We start from the raw sequence: 23,649 nt of genomic DNA on the forward strand, positions 1-23,649 counted from the left end.
CAATGAGTATTGCGCCCGTAACCGTCACGGTAACCGGAGCGTCGGGTCAGATCGCATACGGAATGCTTTTCCGCATAGCTGCGGGGGAGATGCTCGGCGCTGACGTCCCGATCAAACTTCGACTGCTCGAGATTCCTGCCGCCGTGTCCGCTGCCGAAGGCGTTGCGATGGAACTCGAAGACGGCGCATTTCCGTTGCTGAGCTCCATCGACATCACCGACGATCCCGATGTCGCCTTCTCCGGCGCGAACGTCGGGATGCTGGTCGGCGCACGTCCGCGGAGCAAGGGGATGGAGCGTGCCGACTTGCTGAGTGCGAACGGCGCGATTTTCACAGCGCACGGGAAGGCGATCAACAACAACGCAGCCTCGGACGTCAAGGTGCTGGTCGTGGGAAACCCGGCCAACACCAACGCGCTGATCGCGATGAACAATGCACCGGATGTACCCGATACTCGGTTCAGTGCGCTGACACGTCTCGACCACAACCGAGCGATCGCGCAGGTCGTGAAGAAGACCGGGGTTCGTGCGTCGTCGGTGCGCAAGGTGTCCGTCTGGGGAAACCATTCGGCGACGCAGTACCCGGACCTGTCCCACGCGACTGTCGCAGGTGAGCCTGCACTCGCGGTGATCGACGACCGCGACTGGGTGGAGAACGATTTCATCCCGACTGTGCAGGTGCGAGGCACCGCCATCATCGCTGCGCGTGGATCGTCCTCTGCGGCGAGTGCGGCCAGCGCGTCGATCGACCACGTCCGCGACTGGGTGATCGGTACCGCCGAGGACGACTGGGTATCCATGGCCGTCTGTTCGGACGGTTCCTACGGGGTGCCCGAAGGATTGATCTCGTCCTTCCCGGTGACCTGTGCCGATGGCGAGTTCGCTATCGTGCCCGACCTCGCGATCGACGACTTCTCACGCGAACGGATCGACCTGTCCGTCAGCGAACTGGAGCAGGAGCGTGCGGCGGTGCGGGAGTTGGGCTTCGTCTGAGGTTTGTCTTGATCAGAGATCTCGGAACAGGTACTGATCGGGATCGTCAGCCCCGAGCACGGGCGGCGACACCATCGGCAGATCGTCGACCATCGAATTCTCGTCGCCGGCAGTGACGAGATACCTCGGGGTAGTGCGTGACGACTCGTCGTCCCGAGATCCGCGGGGTCCACCGCCCAGCATGCCGCCCGGCGACATGCCGCTACTGCCGACTGTCGACGATGGTGCACCCAGGCCGGGCGTTGCTACCGGAACCGGTTGAACTGCAGCAACTCCCGCTGCACCCCTCACCATTCCGCCGGTAGTGCCACCGCTTCCACCCACCCATGCTCCGCCAGAGCTTGCCGTCGCACTGGGTGACGGCGACGCGCCGGCTGCGAGTGACGTCGACGGATTGCCTGCGCCCCACAGCTTGTCGACGCCGGTCGGAAGCCCGGCGCCGGCCTGTGCAGCCGAGGTTCGAACAGCCTCGGTGCCTGGCTGAGTGGAGTCCGGGTGGGTGGAGTACGGCGCATCACCGGCATCGGTTGAGGCAGAAAGAGGTTGGGCGATCTGACGGGCGGCGTTGTTGATTGCCTCCGCACTGACCAGGTTGGAGAGTGCCTCACTGGTCGGTGGGGTCGGCACGGGGATCGGTCCGGCAAGGGCGTTCATGGCTGCGGTGTGCCCGAGCATCTCCCCACGCGTCCGAGTCACCGCCGCGACGGCTGCCTGCATGTGTTCAGCTGCCGAGGCAAGCAACATCGCCTGGCCTGGTGGTGTCCACGCGATGGGCGCGGCAGCTGCAACCGTGGTGGCGAAGGACTGCGCGATTGCCGCGAGATTCGCGTTGCCCCGCTGCACCGATTCCGCGGCGGCGGCAGCAGTTTTCGATATCGCGGTTCCGCGTTCGCTCAATTCTGCGCCGCTGTTCTGGGCGGATCGCGACAGTTCGGTCGCGGCGTCACTGCCGGTGCTGTTCCAGGTCTGGCCCACGTCGGCGACCGCGCTTCGGGACAGTCCCATGGCGTGGTCGATGAGAGTGGACGCCTGATCGAAGATGCCGACGGGATCGATGCCCGCAAAAGTGCCTGTGCCGAGACTCTTCCCGAGTTCGATCAAGGGCGCGAACAGATCTTCGATTCCGGGGAGTGCCGGTACCGGTATGCCGGCGAGCATCGATTCGACCACATTGTTCGGCAGTACCGGGGCAGGAGCGCCACCGTGAAGGAATTCGATGACGGTCGTCGAGTCGTCTTCGGTGCTCACGCGGTCGCGCCCATCGATCCGGCCGCAGCGGTCAGATCTGTTGCGATTGCATGATCTGTGGTGTCGTAGGCCTGCGCGGCTGCACCGGCCGTCGCGGCGTTGCCGGCGTAGAACCTGGCGAGTGCTGCAACATCTTTGGTGTGTGTGGCCTGAGCGCGCGCGAATGCTTCGAGAAATTCGATCCCGACGGGGCCCACGGCCGGTGCGACTGCTGCGATGTTTGCACCCAGATCGACGGCGGCGGCCTGCACGATGCGTCCTGCCGCTTCGGTCGACGTCGAGCCGTACTTTCGGATGCCGTCAGTGGCGACAGTCAATTCGCTCATCATTACCCCCCCAGTTGGTAAGCGTCGTGAGAACTTTAGCGGACCACTGTGGGCCCTTACAGGGAGACGACGCGACCTACTCAGCGGTTCCGGACAACCTGGACGAAGTGGCAGAGATTACATTCGGCTCCGGTGTTGGTATTGCGAGTGCGATCGATTTGGCACACTCGAACCATGCGAACCGCTTCGGACGTCATCCTCCGACTCACGTCCGATCCAGCTCGCTGTGGACTGGTGATGGATTTCGACGGTGTGCTTGCACCCATCGTCGATGATCCGTCGGCGAGTGCACTCCTGCCCGGCGCCGAAGACGTGCTTGCGACCCTGGCCGAGCATCTCGGTGTTGTCGGCTTGCTCTCGGGACGGCCTGTGTCGTTCTTGCGAGAGCGGCTCAGCTTGAATTCCGTTGTGCTCATGGGTTCCTACGGTGTCGAGACCTGGACGGACGACGGAATCGAGGTGCTTCCGGCCGTCGCGGCGTTCAGTGATGCCGTCGCTGAAGCAGAAGCCGACCTGCGCCGCTTGTTCGATTCTCAGGCAGTTCCTGGCATCCATGTCGAGAGCAAAGGCCTTGCGGTGGCCGTGCATTGGCGTCGGGCTGCAGATCGAGCGGCCGCGCAGCGTCTGGTGGAAGCAGCGACAACTGAAATCGCGAGCCGGACCGGGTTGCGGCGTGAGCCCGGGAAGTTGGTCGAGGAATTGCGCCCACCCGTTGAGGAGGACAAGGGGACAGGCCTCCTTCGCGCGATCGCGGCCGCAGGGGTCGACGTCGTCGCGTACGCGGGCGACGACCGGGGTGACCTACCGGCCTTTGCCGCTGTCCTTGCCTCGGGTGGAGAAGCGTTGGTGGTCAAGGGCGACGACATCGCACCGGAAGTGGCTGCTGTCGACGGCGTCCAGTTCGACGGCCCGCAGGCATTCCTCGATTGGATGAAAGAGCTTGCCGCGCAACTGGAACGCTGACGCGTAAGGTCAGTCTGCCAGGAACTCGACCAGGTCTTATTTCGAGGTGCCGCGTCCGCGGGGCAGAGTGACGCGAACCCGCGCGTGCCCTGTTCCTTGGCGTGATCGACAAGCGCTGCGGGTTCTGTCAACGCGAAACTGGCCGCACCGGAAGGGCTCCGGTGCGGCCAGTTTTGGTCTTGGTCGGTTTGCGACTCGGTCAGGCGTCGCGCTTGTTGACGACGGCGATGCTGATTCCGAATATCACCAGCACAAACGCTGCGAAGTAGAACAAGCTTCCCCAAGGGCCCCAATGGAAATTGGTGCTCGAACCCGAAGAGAGGAAGTGGTCGGCGTTGGCGAACGGGAGGAACGGTGTGACGTTTCTGCCGAAGGATCCGAACATGCCGAACAGGCTCTCGATGAGCAGTGGCCACAGCAGCAGTAGTGCAATGGCGCCGGCGGACTGACGAAGGAGTGCTCCGACGGCGATGGCAAGGGCAACGCAGAGGAACGCGAAGATCGGTACGCCGTAAACGGCGCGCCAGGCGTCGGCGTTGTCCAGTGCCAGATTGGTGGAACCTTCAGAGCCTGCCGCAGCTTTGGTGATGAATACCGCGCCGAGCATGAGAACGAAGGACAGCACCGCGCCGAAAGCCCCGATCAGGCCGGCTTTGGCGATCAGAACCGAAGCCCGACTCGGGATGGCCTGGAAGGTGGTACGGATGATGCCGAAGCGGTACTCGCTGGTGATCGCGAGCGCCGCCATGATCATCAGGACCATGACGCCGAATCCGGATACTCCTAGCCCCGCGTCGTTGAACGTGGGGAGGAATTTCTCGAAATCAGGAGTTCCTGATGCGGCTTCGTCGTTGTACGCCTGAATGCTCGAACTCGACGAACGCCCGATCATCCAGGCGACGCCCAACCCTAGGACGATGATTGTGATCGTGCACCACAGCGGCGACTTGGTCGTGGTGATCTTGATACGTTCAGCACTGAGAACAGCCATTACAGTGCACCTCCCATAGCGTGCTGTGTGTTTGCGTGGTGGGCTCCGGCGCCCGGATCGATACCGGATGCGTGGTACTGGACATCGTCCCCGGTCAACTTCATGAACGCATCCTCGAGCGATCCCTGCACAGAAGCCAACTCGTGCAACACGATTCCCTGCGAACCAGCCAAACCACCGATCACATCGGTGGTCGAATCCACGACCACCAACACCGGCTCCGATCCTGAATGTTCCTCGCGGACAGTCAGTCCCTGGGCAGTCAATGCGGCATGGAGAGCGTCCAATTGTGGGCTGCGCACGCGCACCGTCGACTCCGACGAACGATCCACGAACTCCGCGACCGTCGAATCCGAAATCAACCGACCCCGACCGATCACCACCAACTGCTCCGCCGTGAGCGCCATCTCCGACAGGAGGTGACTCGACACGAGCACCGTGCGGCCCTCGGCCGCCAACCGCTGCATGAACTTACGAATCCAGACGATGCCCTCCGGATCGAGACCGTTGACCGGCTCGTCGAACAACAACACCTTCGGATCCCCCAACAACGCACCCGCCAACCCCAGACGCTGCGACATACCGAGCGAGAACCCGCCGGCCTTCTTGCCCGCCACCTCGGACAATCCGACCAACCCGAGCACCTCGTCGACGCGGGACTTCGGGATCCCGTTCGAAGCAGCCATCCACTGCAGATGTGCACGCGCACTGCGATTGGGGTGCACCCACTTCGCATCCAGCAACGCACCCACCGTCCGCAACGGCGTCTTGAGCTCGCGGTACGGCTTGCCCTCGATCAACGCCGCACCCGACGTCGGCTGATCCAGACCCAGGATCATCCGCATCGTCGTCGACTTGCCTGCACCGTTCGGGCCCAGGAAGCCCGTCACGATGCCCGGCTTGACCGTGAACGACAAGTCGTCCACCGCTTTCGTCGGTCCGTAAACCTTGGTCAATCCCCTCAGTTCAATCATGAGGAGAACTGTGCCCTACCGGCACTGACCAGCACATCGGTCCCGAGGATGACATGAACCCTGAGATGTGAATACGGCAGTTCAGGGAAAACCCTGTGCTCGACCGGAAGTCGGAACTGGCGCGGCATGCGGGTAGGGCGCATCGAAGTCGCCGTCGAACAATCGCCAGTAGAAGTCGTTCATCTTCGCAGCGGCGGGCGCGTGCCGTGTCACGATCGCGGCCACCTCTGGTGTCACATCACCTGGAATATGACCTGTGGCGCATCGTCGTACGTACTGGTTGCGGGCGACTGGTCCGCCGCTCGTCGGCCTCGGTACCCCGCAGACCTCGGTCACCAGCCAGTTGACCAGAAGCATGGCGGCGTAGTCGGCGTCATGAGTGGCGTGGCGCAGGACGAAGTCGTGCTCGGCAGTCGACAGGTCGAAGTGTGGGGATGTGGCCAGTCCGAAGTCGGTGAGATAGATCCGCTCCATGTCGGTGCGCATGTTGCCGAAATGTCCGTCCATGTGCAGCAACTGTCGATCGCGCAAGAATGCCACGATCTCCGAAAACTGTCGCTCGACTTCGGCAGCTTTGGCGGACGGGTTGTCTTCCAGCCAATTCGAGATCGGGTGTTCGATGTACTCGCAGAACAGTACGAGGCTGCACGGCGCAGCGACAAGCGCTTCGAGACGGGTCCGCACTTCACGGCTGGCGCCGGCGGTGTGAACGGAATCGATGTCGGCGTGTTCGGCCGCAACGGGCGAACGTCCGGGAAGTATCCGCCAGTGGTAAAGCATTGGGAACGACTGTGTTTCGCCGGCCAGAACGGCATCGGTGACCACGATGTTCGCGGCCAGTTCTCGCCAGGCGTTGAAGCTTGGGCCACCAATGCCGTACTGGCAGAACGTCGGCAGATCGAAATGGTTGGAAGTAGAGCCCACCTCGGCGATTTCCCGCACGCTCAGTGGGATGCGTTTGGTGAATACCGGAACGCCGTTGAGCCTGTTGTCATAGACCCTGATCACTCCTGCGGCGCCGCCTACGCCGACACTCGAGATTTGAACGGTGTCGACCAGTCGGGCCAGTTCGACATCGTTCTGGGAAGACAGGAACGCCGACAGCTTTCGGTGGCGGTCAATCCTGACGTCTGTCATTCCACGACTGTGCCACAGGCTCGTCCGGCTTCGATTTCGCGGAGCCGCCTGTCGAAGTCACCGATTCTGGCGGTGTCCTCGTAGTAGTCCTCTTGCTCGATGATCTTTCCCACTTGGTCCGAACGAGAAGCACTGTTCGATTTCGATAGATGACGGCGCCGTCGGGGCCAAGGGCTCGGTCGTCGAAACGGGCGAGCAGGGTCATGCGCCAGAGTGGACCACCGAAATACGCTTCGGTGACCGCGCCTTGAAGCCCCGCATCGACAAATTGTTGGAGAAACGTCTCGATTCGGTCCCCATCGTTTCATCTTCGAAGCTTGTCGTGGCATCGAATGCCCTGTCAACGATGTGCCCTGGTCTGCTGATATCTGACAGAGAATTGGATATTGACAGTGACTGTCACAATAGGTGAGACTCGCATTATCGAGAACGGCCGGATCTCGGCCGAGGCGGGAGGACGTTGCTGATGTCACTACGGGAGAGACAGCGGTTGCAGGTGCGAGCAGACATTCAACGTGCGGCATTCGATCTGTTCGCGCGTGACGGTTTCGAGGACGTGACCACCGAGCAGATTGCGGCGGCAGCGGGGGTGTCGGCGAGTACGTACTTTCGGCACGTTCGTAACAAGGAGGATCTGCTGTTGGAGCCGGTCAGGCAGGGCGGTGCCGGAATCGTGACGTTGCTCGAGGATCGCCCACCGACCGAGTCGGCTGATCTTGCGATCTCACGGGCAATCCTCGAGCGTTCCAATGCTTTCGAGTCCTCGGAGATCGATCAGTGGCGATCGGCGTTCCGTACCGCGCCGCACCTGATGGATCGAGTCGCGCTGATCGCGCCCGAACATCGTGATCGGCTGGTCGAGTTGGTGGCACAACGTATGCAACTCGATCCGGAAAACGACAGCCGCCCAGGACTTCTCGTTCATTTGATGTTGGCGGCGGCGGAGTTCGGTTATCGGCAATGGATACGTAACCCTCACAAGCGCGGGGCATCACTTCCCGTGTGCGTCGAGGGGGCGCTCGACGCTGTTCGAGGATCCCGGTGGCACACGCAGGACGAAGATGACACGAAAGGTCGTGACCAGTGATGGACGAGAACTCTCCGGGCGCCGTGCCGCCCGTAGTAGATGTGCCCGTAGTGGATGTCGTTGTTGTCGGATCGGGGGCTGCCGGCATGTCCGCAGCCATCACCGCAGCCCGCAACGGACTCTCGACGATACTCGTGGAGAAGTCCGAATACTGGGGCGGTTCGTCGTCCCGGTCCGGGGGCGGCGTGTGGATTCCGGGAAACTCGATACTTCGCCGCGAGGCACCGACAGATGATATCGACTCTGCGCGAACATATCTGAAGAGCATTGTCGGAGAGGATGCAGACGCCGACCGAATCGACACGTATATCGATCGGGGTCCGGAAGCCCTCGATTTCCTGATTCGTCACTCTGCGTTGGAGCTCGAATGGGTGAAGGGGTACTCCGACTACTTTCCCGAGGCACCTGGCGGACGTGCAAGCGGCCGCTCGTGCGAGCCGCGCCCGTTCGACGCGCGAGCTCTGGGCGACGATCTTGCGACACTTCATCCGCCGTACATGAAGGTTCCGCTCAACATGGTTGTCCAACAATCTGATTACCGTTGGCTGAGCACGGGGATCCGGCATTGGCGGGGTCCGGTGCGGATGCTTCGGGTAGGAATGAGATCCCTGGCCGCAAGAGCTCGGAAGAAGAAGCTGATCGGGCTCGGGCCGGCGCTCATGGCCGAACTGATGCTCGGAGTTCGGGACGCCGGAGTGACGGTGGAGCTCGGGACGAGGCTTGTGGATTTGGTAACCGACAGTGATCGTGTCGTGGGTGTGCGACTCGAGTCCGGGGGAGTGCAGACCACCATGCACGCTCGATGCGGTGTCATCCTCGCGTGTGGCGGGTTCGACAACAACGACGACATGCGAGGCGAGTACCAGCGCCGGCCGAGTAGCGCGCAGTGGACTCTCGGGGCACCGACCAATACCGGGGACGGTATCCGTGCAGCTCTACGCGTCGACGCCGCAATTTCGTACATGGACGACGCGTGGTGGGCCCCGTCGATTCCACTGCCCAAAGGCCCGTGGTTCGCCTTGGCGGAACGCTCGTTGCCTCGCAGCCTCATGGTCAACGCCAGCGGTCAGCGCTTCATGAACGAGTCGCTTCCCTATGTCGAAGCGGCACACGCCATGTTCGGCGGAAAGTACGGCCGAGGTGAAGGACCCGCTGAGAACATCCCGGCTTGGCTGATCTTCGATCAGACGTACCGTGACCGTTACCTGTTCGCGGGGGTTCCGGCGCGCAGGCCGATACCTCGGTCGTGGATCGAATCGGGTGCGATCGTGCGAGCTGGATCGATTGCCGAACTCGCTGCCGAGATCGGAGTGCCGGGCGATGCGCTGTCCGCGACCATCACACGATTCAACAGTCACGCGCGCGACGGAGTCGATCGCGACTTCGGCCGTGGGACAAGCAGATACGACCACTACTACGGCGACTGCACCAACAAGCCCAACCCCAGTCTCGGAGAACTCACGAAGGGTCCGTTCTATGCCGCGAAGATGGTGCCTGGAGACCTGGGGACCAAAGGCGGCATCAACACGGACGCTCGCGCGCGAGCGTTGCGCGCCGACGGTTCGGTCATCGACGGGCTCTATGCAGCAGGTAACACCAGCTCACCGGTGATGGGTCATACCTATGCCGGTCCAGGTGCAACTATCGGTCCCGCAATGGTTTTCGGATATCTGGCGGCGCTCGATGCGGTTGGACGATCCCGCGACGGTAGTGAGCTCGAGACCGAAGGCAGGAATAATGGTTTGGCAGATCGCCGTGGGTAGGGTTCTCTTGACAGCGTGACCCACCTCAACATCGCCGACGTCGACTACTTTCTCCTGATGGTCGGCAACTGCTCAGCGGTGTCAGCTTTCGGGTCGGCAACGGTGCAAAAACTGCACTGATAGGCCCCAACGGGACTGGTAAGACGACGTTGCTCCGCATTGTCGCCGGAGACGTCGTCGCCGACGAGGGCGCTGTCACTCGATCCGGAACACTGGGCGTGATGCGGCAATTCGTCGGCCAGGTTCGCGACGAGTCCACCGTGCGCGATCTTCTGTTGTCCGTCTCGCCGGCACGGATCCGGGACGCAGCACTGGCGCTCGATACGGCAGAAAACGCGATGATCGAGCGCGACGAGGAATCAACTCAAATGAAGTATTCGCATGCGCTGGCCGATTGGGCCGACGTGGGCGGCTACGAGACCGAAGACTTCTGGGACAAGGTCACTACCGCGGCTCTCGGTGTTCCCTATGACCGTGCGAAGTGGCGCGCGGCCAACTCCCTCAGTGGTGGCGAGCAGAAACGGTTGGTTCTCGAAGCACTGTTCGCTGGGCCCGACGACGCACTCCTACTGGACGAGCCGGACAACTACCTCGATGTTCCGGGCAAGCGATGGCTGGAAAAGACGATCTCGGAATCGTCGAAAGTGGTATTGTTCGTCAGCCACGACCGCGAACTGATCGCCAACGCGGCCACCCACATCGTGACGCTCGAGCCCGGAATCAGCGGCGCAACGTCGTGGACGCACGGCGCTGGGCTGGCCAGCTACCACCAAGCCCGCGAGGATCGCAACGCTCGATTCGAAGAACTGCGCCGACGCTGGGACGAGGAGCACGCGAAATTACGTGCCCTGGTTCTGCGATTGCGTGAAAAGGCCAAGTTCAACGACGGCGTCGCTGCGCGGTATCACGCCTCGCAAACCAGGTTGGCGAAGTTCGAGGAGGCAGGGCCACCCGAAGCGATTCCACTTCAGCAGAAGGTGACGGTTCGGCTGGCGGGCGGGCGAACCGCCAAGCGCGCGTTGGTATGTCAAGATCTCGAGCTGACCGGATTGATGAAGCCTTTCGACACCGAGATCTGGTACGGAGATCGGGTTGCCGTGCTGGGCTCCAATGGATCCGGAAAGTCGCATTTCCTTCGGCTCTTGGCGGGTGGGGGGACCGATCCGGGGAGCGAGCATCTGCCCGTCGAGGCGCTCGACATCGCGCCGGTCGAGCACGGGGGTAATGCGACGCTGGGTGCCCGGGTACGTCCCGGATTGTTTGCGCAGACACACTCCAGGCCCGATCTGACCGGAAACACGCTGCTCGAGATCCTGCACATGGGCGACGAACACCGCAGCGGAATGGGACGCGAAGCGGCGAGCCGCGCGCTGGACCGTTACGGATTGTCCCAAGCTGCGGAACAGAAGTACGACGACCTGTCCGGCGGTCAGCAGGCACGATTGCAGATCCTGCTCCTCGAGCTCTCCGGCGCCACGATGTTGTTGCTCGACGAACCGACCGACAACCTTGACCTTCATTCGGCTGACGCGCTCGAGCAGGGCATTGCTCAGTTTGCCGGCACGGTCATCTCGGTCACGCACGATCGCTGGTTCGCGCGCGGGTTCGACAGGTTCCTCGTCTTCGGATCGGATGGGAACGTGTACGAGAGCGAGTCGCCGGTGTGGGACGAGGCCAGGGTCGAACGAGCGCGCTGAGATCGAGCAGCCACTCCCTACCTGGGGAGAGGCGGCAGCTCGTTGATCATCGCGCGAAGGAGGCCCGGATCGCTGCGATCCGATCGAGGCGGGGGACAGCGCGAAAGATCGAGCTGTGTCGGAAAGCGCCACACAACGCGACCTGGATCTACCCTGTTCACCGCCGAGTACCAGTGGGTGAGGGGCTCGGCGAGCGCCGCGTGAAGCTCGAAATGCCGTCGTCGGCGGCTGGGGTCTCCTTCGCGCTGAAGTAGAAGCTGCCCCGGTGACGGTATCGAGATGACGGTCAGATCCGCGAAACCCAGTTCGAGGTGCTCGAAAGCTGTCTCGACTGCCGCGAGCTCGTACTCGAATCGCTCCCGAGGTGCTGCGCCCACCGCAGCGAGACACCAGCTGTAGTGCAGTTTCAGCGGGTCGCTGTCGCAGAGCGCGATACCGGTTCTCGCTTCGAGATCTTCCGCTTGCGACCATCGCTTCGAATTGACCGTTGTCCAGTAACTTGCCTGCACTTCGAGGTTGGTTCCATCCGGTTCGAACCCGGTGGGCTGATATTCGGCCACGAATTCCTCGACGACCGATTCATTCGTCATCTGGGCTCGGCACCAAGTGGTCTTGCCGGCGGCGCTGGGTCCTTCTACTGCGATGATCACCAGTTGATTCTCCATAACGATTGGGGCGGTTGGTTTTTGCCGGTTGCCAGGAATCTCTTAACATCCGAAGGGGGCTCCTTCGTGGTCCGACACGGCCTTTTTCGGTGCGGTGGGTCACAAAATCGCAGTGACGGTTGACACATAACGGACGGATAACGATCGGTATGGTTGAACCTCGAATCAACTAGTTGACCTGTGGTTATTTCTTGAAACTCGACTGAATCTGGTACGGTAGTGCCGGAAAACTGCCCCGTGACCAATCCGTGACCATCGCCTACGGTCGTTGACAGCCCGAAACTACCGGGCAAACACCGACCCGCAACTGCGTGCTTCTGCCCCGCGGGTCCGGTACTCCCGAAACCTTCGCGGGGCAGGAGTGAAACAGACGAGTCGATCGACGAGACGTGAAAGCGTCCGGGCCGACCTCGTCCGCGGTAGCGGAGAGGATTTACCCAATGACCAGCATCACCTTCAAGCGCGCCCTCGGCGCAGTTGCAACCGCAGGCGCAGTCGTCGCGATCCCGCTCGCCATGAGCACCGGCACCGCTTCGGCAGCCGGCCACGACTGGTCCGGAGTCGCAAACTGCGAGTCCTCCGGTAACTGGGCCGCCAACACCGGAAACGGCTTCTACGGTGGTCTGCAGTTCACGCAGAGCACCTGGAACGCATTCGGTGGATCGGGCAACGCTGCCAACGCCAGCCAGGCCGAGCAGATCCGTGTCGCCGAGAACGTTCTCGCAGGCCAGGGCGTCGGCGCATGGCCCGTCTGCGGTCAGTACCTGACCACCGGCACCACCGCAGGCAACTACGAGGCCGCAGCCGCCCCCGTCACCGCTGAGGCTTCCGTCGAGTCGGCTCCGGCAGCAAGCACCGGAAGCGGCAACTACGTGGTCAAGGCAGGCGACACCCTGTCGAAGATCGCTGCTGCACACGGCATCTCGCTCGAGAACCTTGCCAGCCAGGTTCCGAACATCAACCTGATCTTCCCGGGACAGTCCCTCTCGGTCTAGTCTCGTGGCCGTTTAGGTCCTCAATGCGTCGAAATTGTCCGGAGCTGATGCAGCCCCGGACAATTTCGGCGTTTCTGCGTTCGCAATGAGCGTTGCCGCTTCCGTATGGATGGGGTCAAGATCCTGGCGCCACCCAAGAATGTGCAGCGCCGACCCGGCGATGACAGCGGCGTCGGGAATCGGGGTGCCTTCGAGCGCGTCGGCTCGCGCGCTGATCACGCTTTCTACCAGGCGAAACGGAAGCTCGGCCAGGTGCGTTGATGATGGATCGTCAATCGCGTCGAGCACATCCTGGGCGAGTGCCCGGTATTGCTCGCGAAGCCGATCGCGATCGGCTCGGAACGACATGAACCTGTCACTTCTCAGTTCCGGTAAGAGATAAAGGACGCCGAGGTTCCACCGTCCGGTGATCAGTTGGGCCGCGTCGATGTACGAAAGTGCGTACAGCTTGACCTCGGGTGCGGTGTCGAGTGGCCTGAGATTCTCCGCGAAGTCGAGCGCCGGCGTCACGGTGTCGGCGAGCAGTGCAACCAGGATGTCGTCCTTGGTGGCGAAATGGTTGTACAGCGACGCCTGACGCATTCCGACTGCTTCGGCAATGTGGCGTGTGGACGTCGCGGCGAAGCCTCGGGTGGTGAACAGTTCAGCGGCTGCATCCAAGATCTCCGCCCGGGCAGTGCCACCCGGGCGTCGGCGAGCGGTCAGGCGGGGTCGTCCGGGGCCGGCGTTGGTCACGCCTTCCATAGTGGCAGGCTGCGGCCTTACGTGCGGGATGGCCGCCGCTGTGAGCATTCGGTCACGTGCTCGAAACGTACTCAACGAGCCTGTTACAGAATCAGGCGAATCGTATACGCGGGCGTCACCTGCGGCGAGTGGATTTCGCGAAAACTATCAATCGACAGTTATTCGCCTCTGAATCGCTTCGCCGAAGGAGTACGCCGTTGAGTGCAACCACCCCGGCTGCGCAGCCCACCACCGCATCCGCACTCGCCTCTTCGCCTCACGACGACGGTGACCTCGCGGAGTTCGGCTACGAGCAGCAGCTGCATCGATCGCTGGGAAAGTTCGCGTCTTTCGCCGCGGGCTTCTCCTTCGTCTCCATCCTCACCACGATCTTCCAATTGTTCGGCCTCGGTTTCGGTTTCGCGGGTCCGGCATTCTTCTGGACGTGGCCGGTCGTCTTCATCGGTCAGTTCATGGTCGCTCTCAACTTCGCGGAACTTGCTGCCAGATATCCGATTTCGGGTGCCATCTACCAGTGGTCGCGGCGGATGGGTGGTGAAATCGTCGGCTGGTTCGCCGGTTGGTTCATGATTCTCGCTCAGATCGTCACTGCATCGGCCGCCGCGATCGCCTTGCAGGTCGTGCTCCCCAATGTGTGGAGCGGGTTCCAGATCATCGGCGAGGACAGCGCACTCACCTCATCGAGTGGTGCCGCCAACGCCGTGCTGCTCGGATCGGTACTTCTGGTTCTGACCACCTTTATCAACTGCATCGGCGTCAACTGGATGTCGCGTATCAACAACATTGGCGTGACCTGCGAAATCGTCGGTGTCATCGCAGTGATCGGGATGTTCTTCACCCACGCTCAGCGCGGACCGGACGTCGTCTTCGACACCGGCAGTGCCGGCGGTCAGCCCGGATACGCCTGGGCGTGGATCATGTCCGGACTGATGGCTGCTTACGTCATGGTCGGCTTCGGTTCGGCAGGCGAACTGGCCGAGGAGACCCGCAACCCCCGACGCGTCGCACCTCGTACGATCCGCCTTGCACTCTCCGCTTCCGCGCTCGGCGGCGGCTTGATGATTCTCGGCGCGTTGATGGCAGCGCCCTCACTGACCGACGGACGCCTGGCCACGGAAGGTTTGCCGTACGTACTGACCTCCATTCTGAGTTCGCCGTGGGGCACGGTCTTGTTGATCGACGTCTCGATCGCAGTGTTCGTGTGCACCTTGGCCATTCAGACTGCTGCTTCACGGCTGATGTTCTCCATGGCCCGCGACGGGCGCCTGCCTGCCTCGCAGATACTGGCAAAGGTCAACCCCCGAACCGGAACACCTATCGCGCCGTCCGTCCTCATCGGTCTGGTCTGCATTGCCGTCCTGGCCGTCAACGTAGGCAACTCGGCAATTTTTGCAACCCTGTCCAGCGTATGCATCATCTTGATCTACTTGGCCTACCTCATGGTGACTGTGCCGCTGCTGGTTCAGCGTCTCAAGGGATGGCCTCGCACGGCAGTCGGCCCCAAGTTTGACGCCGAAGGCAAAAAGCTTTTCTCCCTGGGCATCTGGGGAGTTCCGGTCAACATCGCCGCGGTTGTGTACGGCGCGCTGATGGTGATCAACCTGTCCTGGCCACGAGCCGAGATCTTCAACCCCACCGGGGAGTACCCCATTCTGCAGTGGGCCGCGCCCATCACGGTAGCGCTGGTCGTGGGGCTGGGAGTCGCTTGCTTCCCACGTGGCCGCGCCACCCCGAATCCCGTCACGATCGGAGCCTGACCACGAGTACTCAGACCACCGCCGGAGCGCGCGAGCATGCCCGGTCTCAAGCTGGAACGATCACCGATTCCATGCCCGTATTGCCGGCAACGCGTTGGCCGAACCCACCCGAAGACGTCGCTCCCGAACGTCTGACCTGGGCTGAGACAGTGCCGGGTGGGCGGTACACGACCAAGGTTCTCGCACGTGGAACCCGATTGCGACTTCGCGACATCGCTGGCAGCGCCTGCGCAAACATCTTGCTCTATCGCGCCGACGCCCCCTGGGAGCGTCTCAACGTCGCCGATACCGTCAAGGTGCCATGGCAGGCCTATCTCGGCGTCGGGCACCCGTTGCTCTCCGATCAGGGGCGAGTACTTGCGACCGTGGTCGCAGACACGTCGGGTCACCACGACGCGTTCTGCGGAACGACGTCACGCGCCACCAACGAGGCGAAGTACGGGCAGGGCTCGCTGCACAGTGCCTCACCCGCCGGGCGTGAACTGTTCACCGTCGCTGCCGCGAAGAACGGACTCGGGCCGCAGGACATTGCGCCTCCGTTGTCCTTCTTCCACGGTGTCCGCGTCGAGGCGGACGGCGCTCTCACCAGTACGGGGTCCGCCGGCTCAGGCGCAACGGTCGACCTTCTGATCCACCTGCCCGTCATCGTGATGATCGCCAACACCGCGCACCCACTCGATCCGGCGCCGCAGTTTGCCACCACGTCCCTCGAAGTGCTCGCGTGGAAGGCCGCCGACGAACTCGGCAGCCTTGACGATCTCGGTCCGGAATACCAACGCGCAGTGCTCAATACCGAAGATGCCTGGATGGCTTCGAACCTGGAGGCGACCGAATGACCACCACCTTGAATGTCCCCGCCCTCGTTCCCGGAACGGTGATCCTCGACGAGATTGCTGACGCGTTCGGGCCGTGGTCCGCTGTTGTCCGCGACGGCGACGTCCTGACCATCGTCGATCTACACGGAAATCAAGCCGTCGACACCCTCGTCTACGCCGGTGACGATCACAGCGTTCGGTACTCGGCAGCAGCGACGGTCACAGCCCAGAAGAACCTGTTTCTGTCCACAGGCTCCGTGCTCCGCAGTGACGACGGAACTCCACTCATGACCCTGGTCGCAGACGAGGTCGGAAACCACGACACCGTCGGCGGCGCGTGCTCACAGGAATCGAACACCCTGCGATACGGCCACCACACCAAGCATCAGCACGCGTGCGTCGAGAACTTCCTCGTCGAGGGCGCAAAATGGGGGCTCGGTAAGCGGGACCTGGTGTCCAACATCAACTTCTTCATGAACGTCCCGGTCGACCCCGACGGCACACTCGGAATCGTCGACGGACTGTCGGCACCAGGCAAGCGGCTCGCGTTGCGTGCCGAACGTGACGTGCTCGTCCTCGTGTCCAACTGCCCGCAGATCAACAACCCGTGCAACGGCTTCGATCCCACGGCCGTCCGCATGATCGTCACACGGCCGGGAGCAGACGAATGAACGCAAAACTGACCATCGTGCGTCCCGGAATGCTGACGACGGTTCAGGACTATCCAGGACGCGTCGGATACTGGCAGATCGGAGTCCCACCATCGGGCCCGATGGACGACCTGTCGTTTCGGTTGGGAAACACCGCACTCGGAAACCCCGAAGGCGCCCCCGGCATCGAATGCGCGATGGCCGGACCTGCCATGACGTTCGACGAAGACACCACGGTCTGCATCACAGGTGCCCCGGTGTCGGTGACCGTCGACGGCGTCGTACACGGTCAGTGGCGACCAGTTTTCGTCCCCGCTGGATCGGTGCTCGACGTCGGAACGGTCAGCGGCCCGGGACTGCGCATCTACGTACTCGTACAGGGCGGAATCGAGACCGACGACTATCTCGGCAGTGCGTCGACCTTCACCCTGGGCAGGTTCGGGGGACACGAAGGTAGGACTCTGCGGGCAGGAGACGTTCTCAAACTCGGACAGGCGACCGGGGTCGCGGGAGCTGTTCCCGCCGAGCATGTTCCGGCGATACACACGTGCTGGGAACTTGCGGTGACCGAGGGCCCGCACGGGGCGCCGGAGTTCTTCACCCGCTCCGACATCGACACGCTGTACGCGACCGAGTACGAGGTCCACTTCAACTCCGACCGCACCGGTGTCCGGTTGATAGGTCCGAAACCAGACTGGGCCAGAACCACCGGCGGCGAAGCCGGACTTCACCCTTCGAACATCCACGACAACGCGTATTCGATCGGTGCACTCGACTTCACCGGCGACACGCCCATCCTCCTCGGACCAGACGGACCGAGCCTCGGCGGCTTCGTCTGCCCGATCACAGTGGTGTCCGCTGATCGCTGGAAGCTCGGACAGTTGGCTCCCGGGAACAAGATTCGCTTCGTGCCGGTCCGCGCCGAACGGGCAGCCTCCCGGCGTGACCTCGGAGTATCGCGTCGAGCGTCCAATTCGGTTGTTCATTCCTCCGGTGGTGACGGCGACGACGGCGTCATAGCCCGCCGTGACGGCGACACCGCGGTCACGTACCGGCGCTCAGGCGACGACAACGTGTTGGTCGAATACGGCGACATGAATCTCGACCTGGCGTTACGTGCGCGTGCTCATGCACTGCATCAGCGACTCGACGCCGAGAAGCCGGCCGGACTACTCGATCTCACCCCGGGAATCCGCAGCCTGCAGGTCCGCGTCGACCCGGACGTGCTGCCCGTCCGCAAGCTGATGGGAATGCTCGCCGAGGCGGAGGACACCTTGCCGGCGGCCAACGAACTCGTTGTGCCCAGTCGCACTGTGCGGATGCCACTGTCGTGGGACGACCCGGCAACGCGCGAAGCGATCCAGCGGTACATGCACGGGGTTCGCGCCGACGCGCCGTGGTGCCCGTGGAACATCGAGTTCATCCGCCGGATGAACGGTCTCGAATCCGTGAACGACGTGTTCGACACCGTCTTCGGCGCCGACTACATGGTGCTCGGACTCGGTGACGTCTACCTCGGAGCGCCGGTCGCGACGCCGCTCGATCCGCGTCATCGTCTGGTCACGACCAAGTACAACCCTGCCCGCACCTGGACCCCGGAAAATGCCGTCGGGATCGGTGGGGCGTACCTCTGCATCTACGGCATGGAAGGCCCGGGCGGGTACCAGTTCGTCGGACGTACGACGCAGGTGTGGAATCACCGCCACCCCGCGAAGTCCGGGCCGTTCGAGGAGGGCACTCCGTGGTTGCTGCGATTCTTCGACCGGATCTCCTGGTACCCCGTCGAGCCGGAAGAGTTGATGGATCTGCGCGCGGACACCGCCGCCGGCCGCGGCGGGGGCGTCGAGATCGAGGACGGCAGCTTCTCGCTGGCCGAGCATCAGGAGTTCCTCGCGTCGAACTCGCGCTCGATCGAGGAGTTCCGCGCGATGCAGTCCGTCGCGTTCGGAGCCGAGCGTCAGCGCTGGTCCGACGCAGGGGAGTTCGCGCTGCCCGGTTGATGGTCGAGTGAGCACCCTTTTCCTCAAGTGAGCACCGCTTCCAGAGTGTCGGAAGCGGTGCTCACTCAGCAGTAACGGTGTTCAGTCCGCCTGGAACGGGCAGCAGATGTTTGCGTCAGCGAGTCAGCGCGCGATTGAACAGATCGATGAACGGGCGAGGCGACGGGGTTCCGGTGGGCCGGAAAGGCGCAGAATCCCTCGACGCGGATACCCACTCGGTTCTGCTCACCCGCGACAAGTCGAGCTGATACCGGGTGTCCGCGGCGAGTCGGTGCAGGAAGAGGGTTCCGGTTCGCCCGTTTCCTTCCCGAAACGGGTGGGCATGATTGAGCGTCGAGTACACCGATGCGAGCGCGAACGACGCAGCGCCGTGATCGAGTGCTACCCAATCGACGGCGGCGATGATCTCTTCGACCTCGGACAGGTAGTTCCGAATCGCCGAGACCGGAGCAAACGTTGCCGCACCTTTCCTGATGTCGACGGTTCTGATGTGTCCGGCCCACTGGTACAGATCTTGGAAAACGTGCTGGTGAAGTAGGAGAAGTTCGGCTGTGTCTCGCGTGTGCGGTACGAGGTCGCTGCCGAGATGCGCCTCACCCAGACGAAGCGCGGTCGCCGCGAACTCGAGTGATTGCAGTGCGGCGGGATCTCGTACGTCGAAATTGTTCGCGAGCACCGATGTACCGCGATAGACGTACGGCGCTGATCTTCGCCAGCGGATCCGCGGGGGAATCGCAGACGAGAGGCCGACGGCTCGCGCCAATTCCTGCTCGAAATACTCACGCCGAGAAAGCATCCCGATCATCACGGCCTCGAGTTCCGCGATCTGTTCATCGCTCGGATCCCAGCCTTCGAGGCGCTCCGCCGCCAGAACCTGTTCGAGCGCAGTGCGATTCACGGATCGATGTCGGGTAGCGCCGACGCGGACGCGGCATATTCGAGTCGTCGTTGCACACCTGCGACCTCGCGCACTGCATTGCTCAGCAAGCTCCGCGAGAGCGGAGTGAGTTCGGAGATCACGACTTCGTCGGTCGGTGGCCGACCTGCCGCGAACTGATCGGTCTGGTGGCGGACACGAATCTGCTGCAACACCTCGAAAGATTCGATCAGTACCTGGGCGTCGTCGTCGAGTAGGAAACCGCTTCCCGCTGCAGCCTTGAGGCGTTCGAGTGTCGAACTCGTGCGGGCGCCCACGGAAATCCCCGCCCAACGAGCGATGTTCACGATCGGTTGGACGGCGCTGGCTTTGAGGTCGACGGTTCCGGTCCGACGCGTCATCACGTCCTTGAACGAATGGAGCTTTGCCTTGTCTCCGACGGCTTCGCGAAGGAGCAGTCGCATGACGGCCGGGTGCAGTCGCAGTTGATCCAACGCCGCAGGGCGAGGATCCAACGCCGGATCGCCCGCGACGACACGGGCATCCGCCAGCATCGACAACATGACCAGGGCCTGGTCCTGGTACGGATTGGATACCCATTTCCGCAGCGCAGTGCGCCATTGTGGGAGCGTCCGAGCGAACCTGGCCTGGGTCGCGACGGCGTTCTTGGTGTCGCGAGGGAACCCGCAGAGATCGAGGATGTCGTGGATCGTCTTCGCGGCGTCGGCTCCCTCGTGATGAGATTCGCCGCCCCACACCAGCGCACTGTCGATATCCGAAGAGGGGAGCGCTTCACGTCTGGCGACGCTGCCGAGCGACAGCCACGCGAAATCCGGTCGCTCGTCTCCGTCCACCACCAATTCGATGGCGCGCCTGACCGTCACGTCGATCAGCACCGCCAGCGTCGCACCGATGTCGAGCGGTGAGACCCGTGACGCCACCAATTCCGTCACCAGAACAGGGACCGCGCGGGCTGTTTCGACGAGGTGGGCGTCATCCTGTGCTGTGGCGAGCGCTGCGCGCAGTTCGAAACCCTGATTGGTGGCCGAAGTCAGGAGGTCGCTGAGTTCGAGCACACCCATCAGTGCGCCTGCCTCGGTCACGACCGGGAGATGGCGCAATCCGTACTCGAGCATGTCGGTCACGGCGTCGGCGCCCAATCGATCCGGATCGACTGTCACTGCTGACGGCGTCATCACCGTTGATACCGGCTGATTGCTGTCGATACCACCGACTACCACACGAGCACGTAGGTCACCTTCGGTGAAGATTCCGAAACCGGTTGTCTCCGTCGGGATCACAACAGCGCGGCGGCCCGCGTCGGTCATCAACTTCGCGGCCTCGCGGATGGTTGCTCGGCCATCGCAGACAATTGCGGGCCCGCGCAACAGGTCTCGCACCCGGCGCATGGCGGGACTCTGCATGCCTTGCCCCGTCGAGTGCCCCGTCATGGGGTCATTGTCGCAGGTGTGTCCGGTTCAGGCAGCGGAGGGTGAGTTGTCACAGACCACCGAGTCGCGAGAGTACGTCGAGAGCGGAATCTGTAGTACGCCAGAGTGCGTCGATCTCCTGTTCTGCGCCCGGACGTGTCTGCGGATTCTGGAGGGCGAATCCGTTGGCCAGCGTGATGGTGTTGTATCCGCTGTCGGCGGCGCGGAGCAACAATTCCGAGGGCTGCGAGTTTCCGGCCAATCGGTCGAGTCCTTCGCCGACGAAGTAGAACCGCCAGAGCGGCCCCAGATCGGCGTCGTACTCGGCCTTGGTGAGGGTCACGATCGAACCACCCTTGACGGCAATGGAATCGACGATCTTGTAAAAATCGGGGACATCCTCCGCAGTGGTTCCGGACGTGGCGACGGCGTGAGCGAGGTCGACGGTGAGATGCGCGTTGTAGCCGGCCATGGCGACCCGTGCTGGACTGGCGTCGCACTGACGTGTCAGGGCGAAGTAGTTGCTCCACGCCGGATCGGTGGGAGTACCGGTGAACTCCGCATGGACGTTCACCAGGTACCTGCGCAGCAATTCGAAGCTGACGGAATGGGCCCACTCGTCATCGGCGAAGGCCGCAGGGTCTCGCTGCAGCGGCATCACCGCCTCGTGCTCGACAGCGTCGAGGCCGATGGAGAACAAGCCTCGCCAATCGTGGTGTGAGACGAGGATCGACGTGATCTCACGATGACGTTCGACAGCGGTCTCGAGCCGAGGCAGTCCGGCACCGTTCAGGGTCGTGACGTCGCTGAGTTCGGCAATCCGGCCCACCTCGGCATTGCTCAACTGGCTGCCGCAAGCCGTCGAAAGACTCTCGCCCGGATCTGCGAGTGCAGAACCGGGCGAGAGGAAAGCGGCGGTGATGCCGAGCGCGAGCGTCAACGGATACAGCCGCATCGGTTTCATCGGCTCAGACTAGGCGCCCATTTCACAAATGTCCGGATTGGCGATCAGCTGAGGACCGCGTCGGCCTCGATCTCGATGAGCAGAGCGGTGTCGATCAGCGAGCTGACCTCGAGGATCGTCGTGGCGGGACGAATCTCGCCGAACACTTCACCGTGCGCGAGAGCGGCCTGCTCCCACTGCGTCATGTCGCGCAGGTACATGCGAGTGCGGATGACGTCGTCGAGCGAGGCGCCGGCCTCGGCAAGTGCTGCCTTGATAGTTTCGAGCGCTGCGCGGGTCTGATCTGTGAGGGTCTCACCAGGAGCGGTGGTGCCGGAGACTGCGATCTGGTTACCGATGCGCACGGCACGGGAGTAACCGATCTTGGGTTCCCATTCGGAACCGGACGAAATATTGATTCTGTTCGACATGCACCGAATTCTGCCAACAACTTCCCGGCCGTGGTGAGGCACGGTCAGGTATTCGCTCCATCTTGACATACCTTAGAACAAGTGTTCGACTTGGGGCCATGAGGTGGTCGGGTCAGGCATTGGATGCAGATGACGGAGCGCTACCCGGACTCGAACGAGCCGGGTTGGTTCGCTCCGTGCAGACTCCCGAGTTCGAGGGAATCACGTTTCACGAGGTGCTCTGCAAGAGCGCGCTCAACAAGATGCCCGAAGAGTCGACGTTGCCGTTCAGCTTCACCGTCAACGCTTTTCGTGGTTGCTCGCACGCATGCCGATATTGTTTCGCGAGACCGAGTCACGAGTATCTCGACCTCGACGCCGGCGCGGATTTCGATTCCCAAGTGGTCGTGAAGACGAACATTGCCGCGGTGCTCCGCAAAGAGTTGGCGCGAAAGTCCTGGAAACGGGAGGCGGTGGCACTGGGTACCAACACCGATCCCTATCAGCGAGCCGAGGGCCGATACCGCTTGATGCCCGGCATTATTCGCGCGTTGACCGAATCCGGAACTCCCTTCTCGATCCTGACGAAGGGAACTCTGCTCCGACGGGACCTGCCGCTGTTGAAAATGGCGGCAGCGCAGGTCGACGTCGGAATCGGAGTGTCGTTGGCGATCAACGACGCTGCACTTCAGAAGCAGATCGAGCCTGGTACCCCGTCGCCGCGGGCGCGTCTCGAGATGATCCGCGCCATCACCGACGCGGGATTCTCGTGCAATGTCATGGTGGCGCCGGTCATTCCGTTCCTCACCGATTCCACCAGTCATCTCGACGGGCTGTTCGAGGCACTGTCCGAAGCCGGTGCGACGAGTGTGACGGTCTTCCCGATGCACCTGCGGGGGAGTACTCGGGGTTGGTTCATGAATTGGCTTGCTCAGGAACATCCGGCGCTCATCCGTCGCTACCGCGAGCTGTACGGGCGGGGCGCGTATGTCACTCCCGAATACAAGCGTTGGCTCGCAAGCCGTGTCGAGCCATTGGTCGAGCGCCATGGGTTGGGTGGTCGTTCGGAGCATCGAGACGTCAGTGCAGCTGGCAGCGAGCCGCGTGAGGCGCCCCGAGAACTGGTGGGTGCGGGAGCAGCTCTCACTTTGTTCTGACGGCCGCGGGCGCGTAAATCGGAGGCGC

General features: G+C 62.7%; 22 protein-coding genes. 11 read left to right on the forward strand and 11 right to left on the reverse strand.

All coding sequences use genetic code 11. The annotated features are described in order from the left end of the window. Positions 1-2 precede the first annotated feature (2 nt). Positions 3-992 carry a malate dehydrogenase gene (locus tag ACVZUB_RS14175; protein WP_042452093.1) on the forward strand — a complete coding sequence of 330 codons (990 nt, stop codon included), beginning with the start codon at positions 3-5 and terminating at the stop codon, positions 990-992. Between the two features lie 12 nt (positions 993-1,004). On the opposite strand, the gene ACVZUB_RS14180 is transcribed toward ACVZUB_RS14175, so the two are convergent. Beyond that, complete coding sequence (locus ACVZUB_RS14180) at positions 1,005-2,240, reverse strand: hypothetical protein (protein WP_234551402.1); 1,236 nt, start codon at positions 2,238-2,240, stop codon at positions 1,005-1,007. Further along, positions 2,237-2,566, reverse strand: coding sequence for a type VII secretion target (locus tag ACVZUB_RS14185; protein ID WP_482628498.1), 330 nt, complete (start codon positions 2,564-2,566; stop codon positions 2,237-2,239). The genes ACVZUB_RS14180 and ACVZUB_RS14185 overlap by 4 nt, the downstream gene beginning before the upstream one ends. A gap of 174 nt (positions 2,567-2,740) precedes the next feature. Between ACVZUB_RS14185 and otsB the strand changes: the two genes are divergently transcribed. Beyond that, complete coding sequence (gene otsB / locus ACVZUB_RS14190; protein WP_482628499.1) at positions 2,741-3,529, forward strand: trehalose-phosphatase; 789 nt, start codon at positions 2,741-2,743, stop codon at positions 3,527-3,529. 199 nt (positions 3,530-3,728) lie between these two features. On the opposite strand, the gene ACVZUB_RS14195 is transcribed toward otsB, so the two are convergent. From ACVZUB_RS14195 to ACVZUB_RS14205, 3 genes are all read right to left on the reverse strand, one after another. After that, a complete protein-coding gene (locus tag ACVZUB_RS14195; protein WP_003943323.1) occupies positions 3,729-4,520 on the reverse strand; it encodes an ABC-2 transporter permease in 792 nt (263 codons plus the stop codon). After that, positions 4,520-5,494, reverse strand: a complete 975-nt coding sequence (locus ACVZUB_RS14200; protein WP_042919882.1) for an ABC transporter ATP-binding protein — start codon at positions 5,492-5,494, stop codon at positions 4,520-4,522. The genes ACVZUB_RS14195 and ACVZUB_RS14200 overlap by 1 nt, the downstream gene beginning before the upstream one ends. Positions 5,495-5,575: 81 nt before the next feature. Further along, entirely contained in the window at positions 5,576-6,631 is a 1,056-nt protein-coding gene (locus tag ACVZUB_RS14205; RefSeq protein WP_482628500.1) for a BUD32 family EKC/KEOPS complex subunit, read from the reverse strand. 466 nt (positions 6,632-7,097) lie between these two features. On the opposite strand from ACVZUB_RS14205, the gene ACVZUB_RS14210 reads away from it, so the two are divergent. From ACVZUB_RS14210 to ACVZUB_RS14220, 3 genes are all read left to right on the forward strand, one after another. After that, a complete protein-coding gene (locus ACVZUB_RS14210) occupies positions 7,098-7,718 on the forward strand; it encodes a TetR/AcrR family transcriptional regulator (protein ID WP_482628501.1) in 621 nt (206 codons plus the stop codon). Continuing rightward, positions 7,718-9,481 (forward strand): 3-oxosteroid 1-dehydrogenase, encoded by a 1,764-nt coding sequence (gene kstD, locus ACVZUB_RS14215; protein WP_482628502.1) that lies wholly within the window; start codon positions 7,718-7,720, stop codon positions 9,479-9,481. Before ACVZUB_RS14210 ends, kstD begins: the two co-directional genes overlap by 1 nt. Positions 9,482-9,549: 68 nt before the next feature. Next, positions 9,550-11,178 carry an ATP-binding cassette domain-containing protein gene (locus ACVZUB_RS14220; RefSeq protein ID WP_202426856.1) on the forward strand — a complete coding sequence of 543 codons (1,629 nt, stop codon included), beginning with the start codon at positions 9,550-9,552 and terminating at the stop codon, positions 11,176-11,178. Positions 11,179-11,195: 17 nt separating this feature from the next. Here the strand turns inward: ACVZUB_RS14220 and ACVZUB_RS14225 are convergent, their stop codons facing one another. Beyond that, a complete protein-coding gene (locus ACVZUB_RS14225; RefSeq protein ID WP_058038739.1) occupies positions 11,196-11,843 on the reverse strand; it encodes a hypothetical protein in 648 nt (215 codons plus the stop codon). A gap of 440 nt (positions 11,844-12,283) precedes the next feature. Between ACVZUB_RS14225 and ACVZUB_RS14230 the strand changes: the two genes are divergently transcribed. Beyond that, positions 12,284-12,838 (forward strand): LysM peptidoglycan-binding domain-containing protein, encoded by a 555-nt coding sequence (locus tag ACVZUB_RS14230; RefSeq protein WP_003944949.1) that lies wholly within the window; start codon positions 12,284-12,286, stop codon positions 12,836-12,838. A gap of 12 nt (positions 12,839-12,850) precedes the next feature. On the opposite strand, the gene ACVZUB_RS14235 is transcribed toward ACVZUB_RS14230, so the two are convergent. Then, a complete protein-coding gene (locus ACVZUB_RS14235) occupies positions 12,851-13,582 on the reverse strand; it encodes a TetR/AcrR family transcriptional regulator (RefSeq protein WP_003944898.1) in 732 nt (243 codons plus the stop codon). 197 nt (positions 13,583-13,779) lie between these two features. On the opposite strand from ACVZUB_RS14235, the gene ACVZUB_RS14240 reads away from it, so the two are divergent. The 4 genes from ACVZUB_RS14240 to ACVZUB_RS14255 all read left to right on the forward strand — a co-directional run bounded on the left by ACVZUB_RS14240 (position 13,780) and on the right by ACVZUB_RS14255 (position 18,804). Beyond that, positions 13,780-15,339, forward strand: a complete 1,560-nt coding sequence (locus ACVZUB_RS14240) for an amino acid permease (protein WP_030536447.1) — start codon at positions 13,780-13,782, stop codon at positions 15,337-15,339. A gap of 71 nt (positions 15,340-15,410) precedes the next feature. Further along, positions 15,411-16,175 (forward strand): urea amidolyase associated protein UAAP1, encoded by a 765-nt coding sequence (locus tag ACVZUB_RS14245; protein ID WP_482628503.1) that lies wholly within the window; start codon positions 15,411-15,413, stop codon positions 16,173-16,175. Next, complete coding sequence (locus ACVZUB_RS14250) at positions 16,172-16,825, forward strand: urea amidolyase associated protein UAAP2 (protein ID WP_042448713.1); 654 nt, start codon at positions 16,172-16,174, stop codon at positions 16,823-16,825. The genes ACVZUB_RS14245 and ACVZUB_RS14250 overlap by 4 nt, the downstream gene beginning before the upstream one ends. Beyond that, positions 16,822-18,804: a 5-oxoprolinase/urea amidolyase family protein gene (locus tag ACVZUB_RS14255; RefSeq protein ID WP_482628504.1), complete on the forward strand. Its 1,983-nt coding sequence runs from the start codon at positions 16,822-16,824 to the stop codon at positions 18,802-18,804. The genes ACVZUB_RS14250 and ACVZUB_RS14255 overlap by 4 nt, the downstream gene beginning before the upstream one ends. A gap of 115 nt (positions 18,805-18,919) precedes the next feature. Here the strand turns inward: ACVZUB_RS14255 and ACVZUB_RS14260 are convergent, their stop codons facing one another. The 4 genes from ACVZUB_RS14260 to ACVZUB_RS14275 are packed head-to-tail and all read right to left on the reverse strand — an operon-like array spanning position 18,920 to position 22,485. After that, positions 18,920-19,702: a Fic/DOC family protein gene (locus ACVZUB_RS14260; protein WP_075833101.1), complete on the reverse strand. Its 783-nt coding sequence runs from the start codon at positions 19,700-19,702 to the stop codon at positions 18,920-18,922. Further along, positions 19,699-21,132 carry a putative nucleotidyltransferase substrate binding domain-containing protein gene (locus tag ACVZUB_RS14265; RefSeq protein ID WP_231915016.1) on the reverse strand — a complete coding sequence of 478 codons (1,434 nt, stop codon included), beginning with the start codon at positions 21,130-21,132 and terminating at the stop codon, positions 19,699-19,701. Before ACVZUB_RS14265 ends, ACVZUB_RS14260 begins: the two co-directional genes overlap by 4 nt. Positions 21,133-21,181: 49 nt before the next feature. Next, a complete protein-coding gene (locus ACVZUB_RS14270) occupies positions 21,182-22,066 on the reverse strand; it encodes a DUF5995 family protein (RefSeq protein WP_378397881.1) in 885 nt (294 codons plus the stop codon). 53 nt (positions 22,067-22,119) lie between these two features. Next, a complete protein-coding gene (locus tag ACVZUB_RS14275) occupies positions 22,120-22,485 on the reverse strand; it encodes a RidA family protein (RefSeq protein ID WP_058038743.1) in 366 nt (121 codons plus the stop codon). 98 nt (positions 22,486-22,583) lie between these two features. On the opposite strand from ACVZUB_RS14275, the gene ACVZUB_RS14280 reads away from it, so the two are divergent. Beyond that, a complete protein-coding gene (locus ACVZUB_RS14280) occupies positions 22,584-23,621 on the forward strand; it encodes an Rv2578c family radical SAM protein (RefSeq protein WP_003944842.1) in 1,038 nt (345 codons plus the stop codon). The last annotated feature ends 28 nt before the right edge of the window (positions 23,622-23,649 follow it).

Source organism: Rhodococcus sp. OS5, from assembly GCF_056837585.1.

What these genes read in the sequence shown, in the direction of transcription:
- ACVZUB_RS14175 (WP_042452093.1), top strand. Translation starts at nt 3, where the DNA reads ATGAGTATTGCGCCCGTAACCGTCACGGTAACCGGAGCGTCGGGTCAG.
- ACVZUB_RS14185 (WP_482628498.1), bottom strand. Translation starts at nt 2,566, where the DNA reads ATGAGCGAATTGACTGTCGCCACTGACGGCATCCGAAAGTACGGCTCG.
- otsB (WP_482628499.1), top strand. Translation starts at nt 2,741, where the DNA reads ATGCGAACCGCTTCGGACGTCATCCTCCGACTCACGTCCGATCCAGCT.
- ACVZUB_RS14195 (WP_003943323.1), bottom strand. Translation starts at nt 4,520, where the DNA reads ATGGCTGTTCTCAGTGCTGAACGTATCAAGATCACCACGACCAAGTCG.
- ACVZUB_RS14200 (WP_042919882.1), bottom strand. Translation starts at nt 5,494, where the DNA reads ATGATTGAACTGAGGGGATTGACCAAGGTTTACGGACCGACGAAAGCG.
- ACVZUB_RS14205 (WP_482628500.1), bottom strand. Translation starts at nt 6,631, where the DNA reads ATGACAGACGTCAGGATTGACCGCCACCGAAAGCTGTCGGCGTTCCTG.
- ACVZUB_RS14210 (WP_482628501.1), top strand. Translation starts at nt 7,098, where the DNA reads ATGTCACTACGGGAGAGACAGCGGTTGCAGGTGCGAGCAGACATTCAA.
- kstD (WP_482628502.1), top strand. Translation starts at nt 7,718, where the DNA reads ATGGACGAGAACTCTCCGGGCGCCGTGCCGCCCGTAGTAGATGTGCCC.
- ACVZUB_RS14225 (WP_058038739.1), bottom strand. Translation starts at nt 11,843, where the DNA reads ATGGAGAATCAACTGGTGATCATCGCAGTAGAAGGACCCAGCGCCGCC.
- ACVZUB_RS14230 (WP_003944949.1), top strand. Translation starts at nt 12,284, where the DNA reads ATGACCAGCATCACCTTCAAGCGCGCCCTCGGCGCAGTTGCAACCGCA.
- ACVZUB_RS14235 (WP_003944898.1), bottom strand. Translation starts at nt 13,582, where the DNA reads ATGGAAGGCGTGACCAACGCCGGCCCCGGACGACCCCGCCTGACCGCT.
- ACVZUB_RS14245 (WP_482628503.1), top strand. Translation starts at nt 15,411, where the DNA reads ATGCCCGTATTGCCGGCAACGCGTTGGCCGAACCCACCCGAAGACGTC.
- ACVZUB_RS14250 (WP_042448713.1), top strand. Translation starts at nt 16,172, where the DNA reads ATGACCACCACCTTGAATGTCCCCGCCCTCGTTCCCGGAACGGTGATC.
- ACVZUB_RS14255 (WP_482628504.1), top strand. Translation starts at nt 16,822, where the DNA reads ATGAACGCAAAACTGACCATCGTGCGTCCCGGAATGCTGACGACGGTT.
- ACVZUB_RS14265 (WP_231915016.1), bottom strand. Translation starts at nt 21,132, where the DNA reads ATGACGGGGCACTCGACGGGGCAAGGCATGCAGAGTCCCGCCATGCGC.
- ACVZUB_RS14270 (WP_378397881.1), bottom strand. Translation starts at nt 22,066, where the DNA reads ATGCGGCTGTATCCGTTGACGCTCGCGCTCGGCATCACCGCCGCTTTC.
- ACVZUB_RS14275 (WP_058038743.1), bottom strand. Translation starts at nt 22,485, where the DNA reads ATGTCGAACAGAATCAATATTTCGTCCGGTTCCGAATGGGAACCCAAG.
- ACVZUB_RS14280 (WP_003944842.1), top strand. Translation starts at nt 22,584, where the DNA reads ATGAGGTGGTCGGGTCAGGCATTGGATGCAGATGACGGAGCGCTACCC.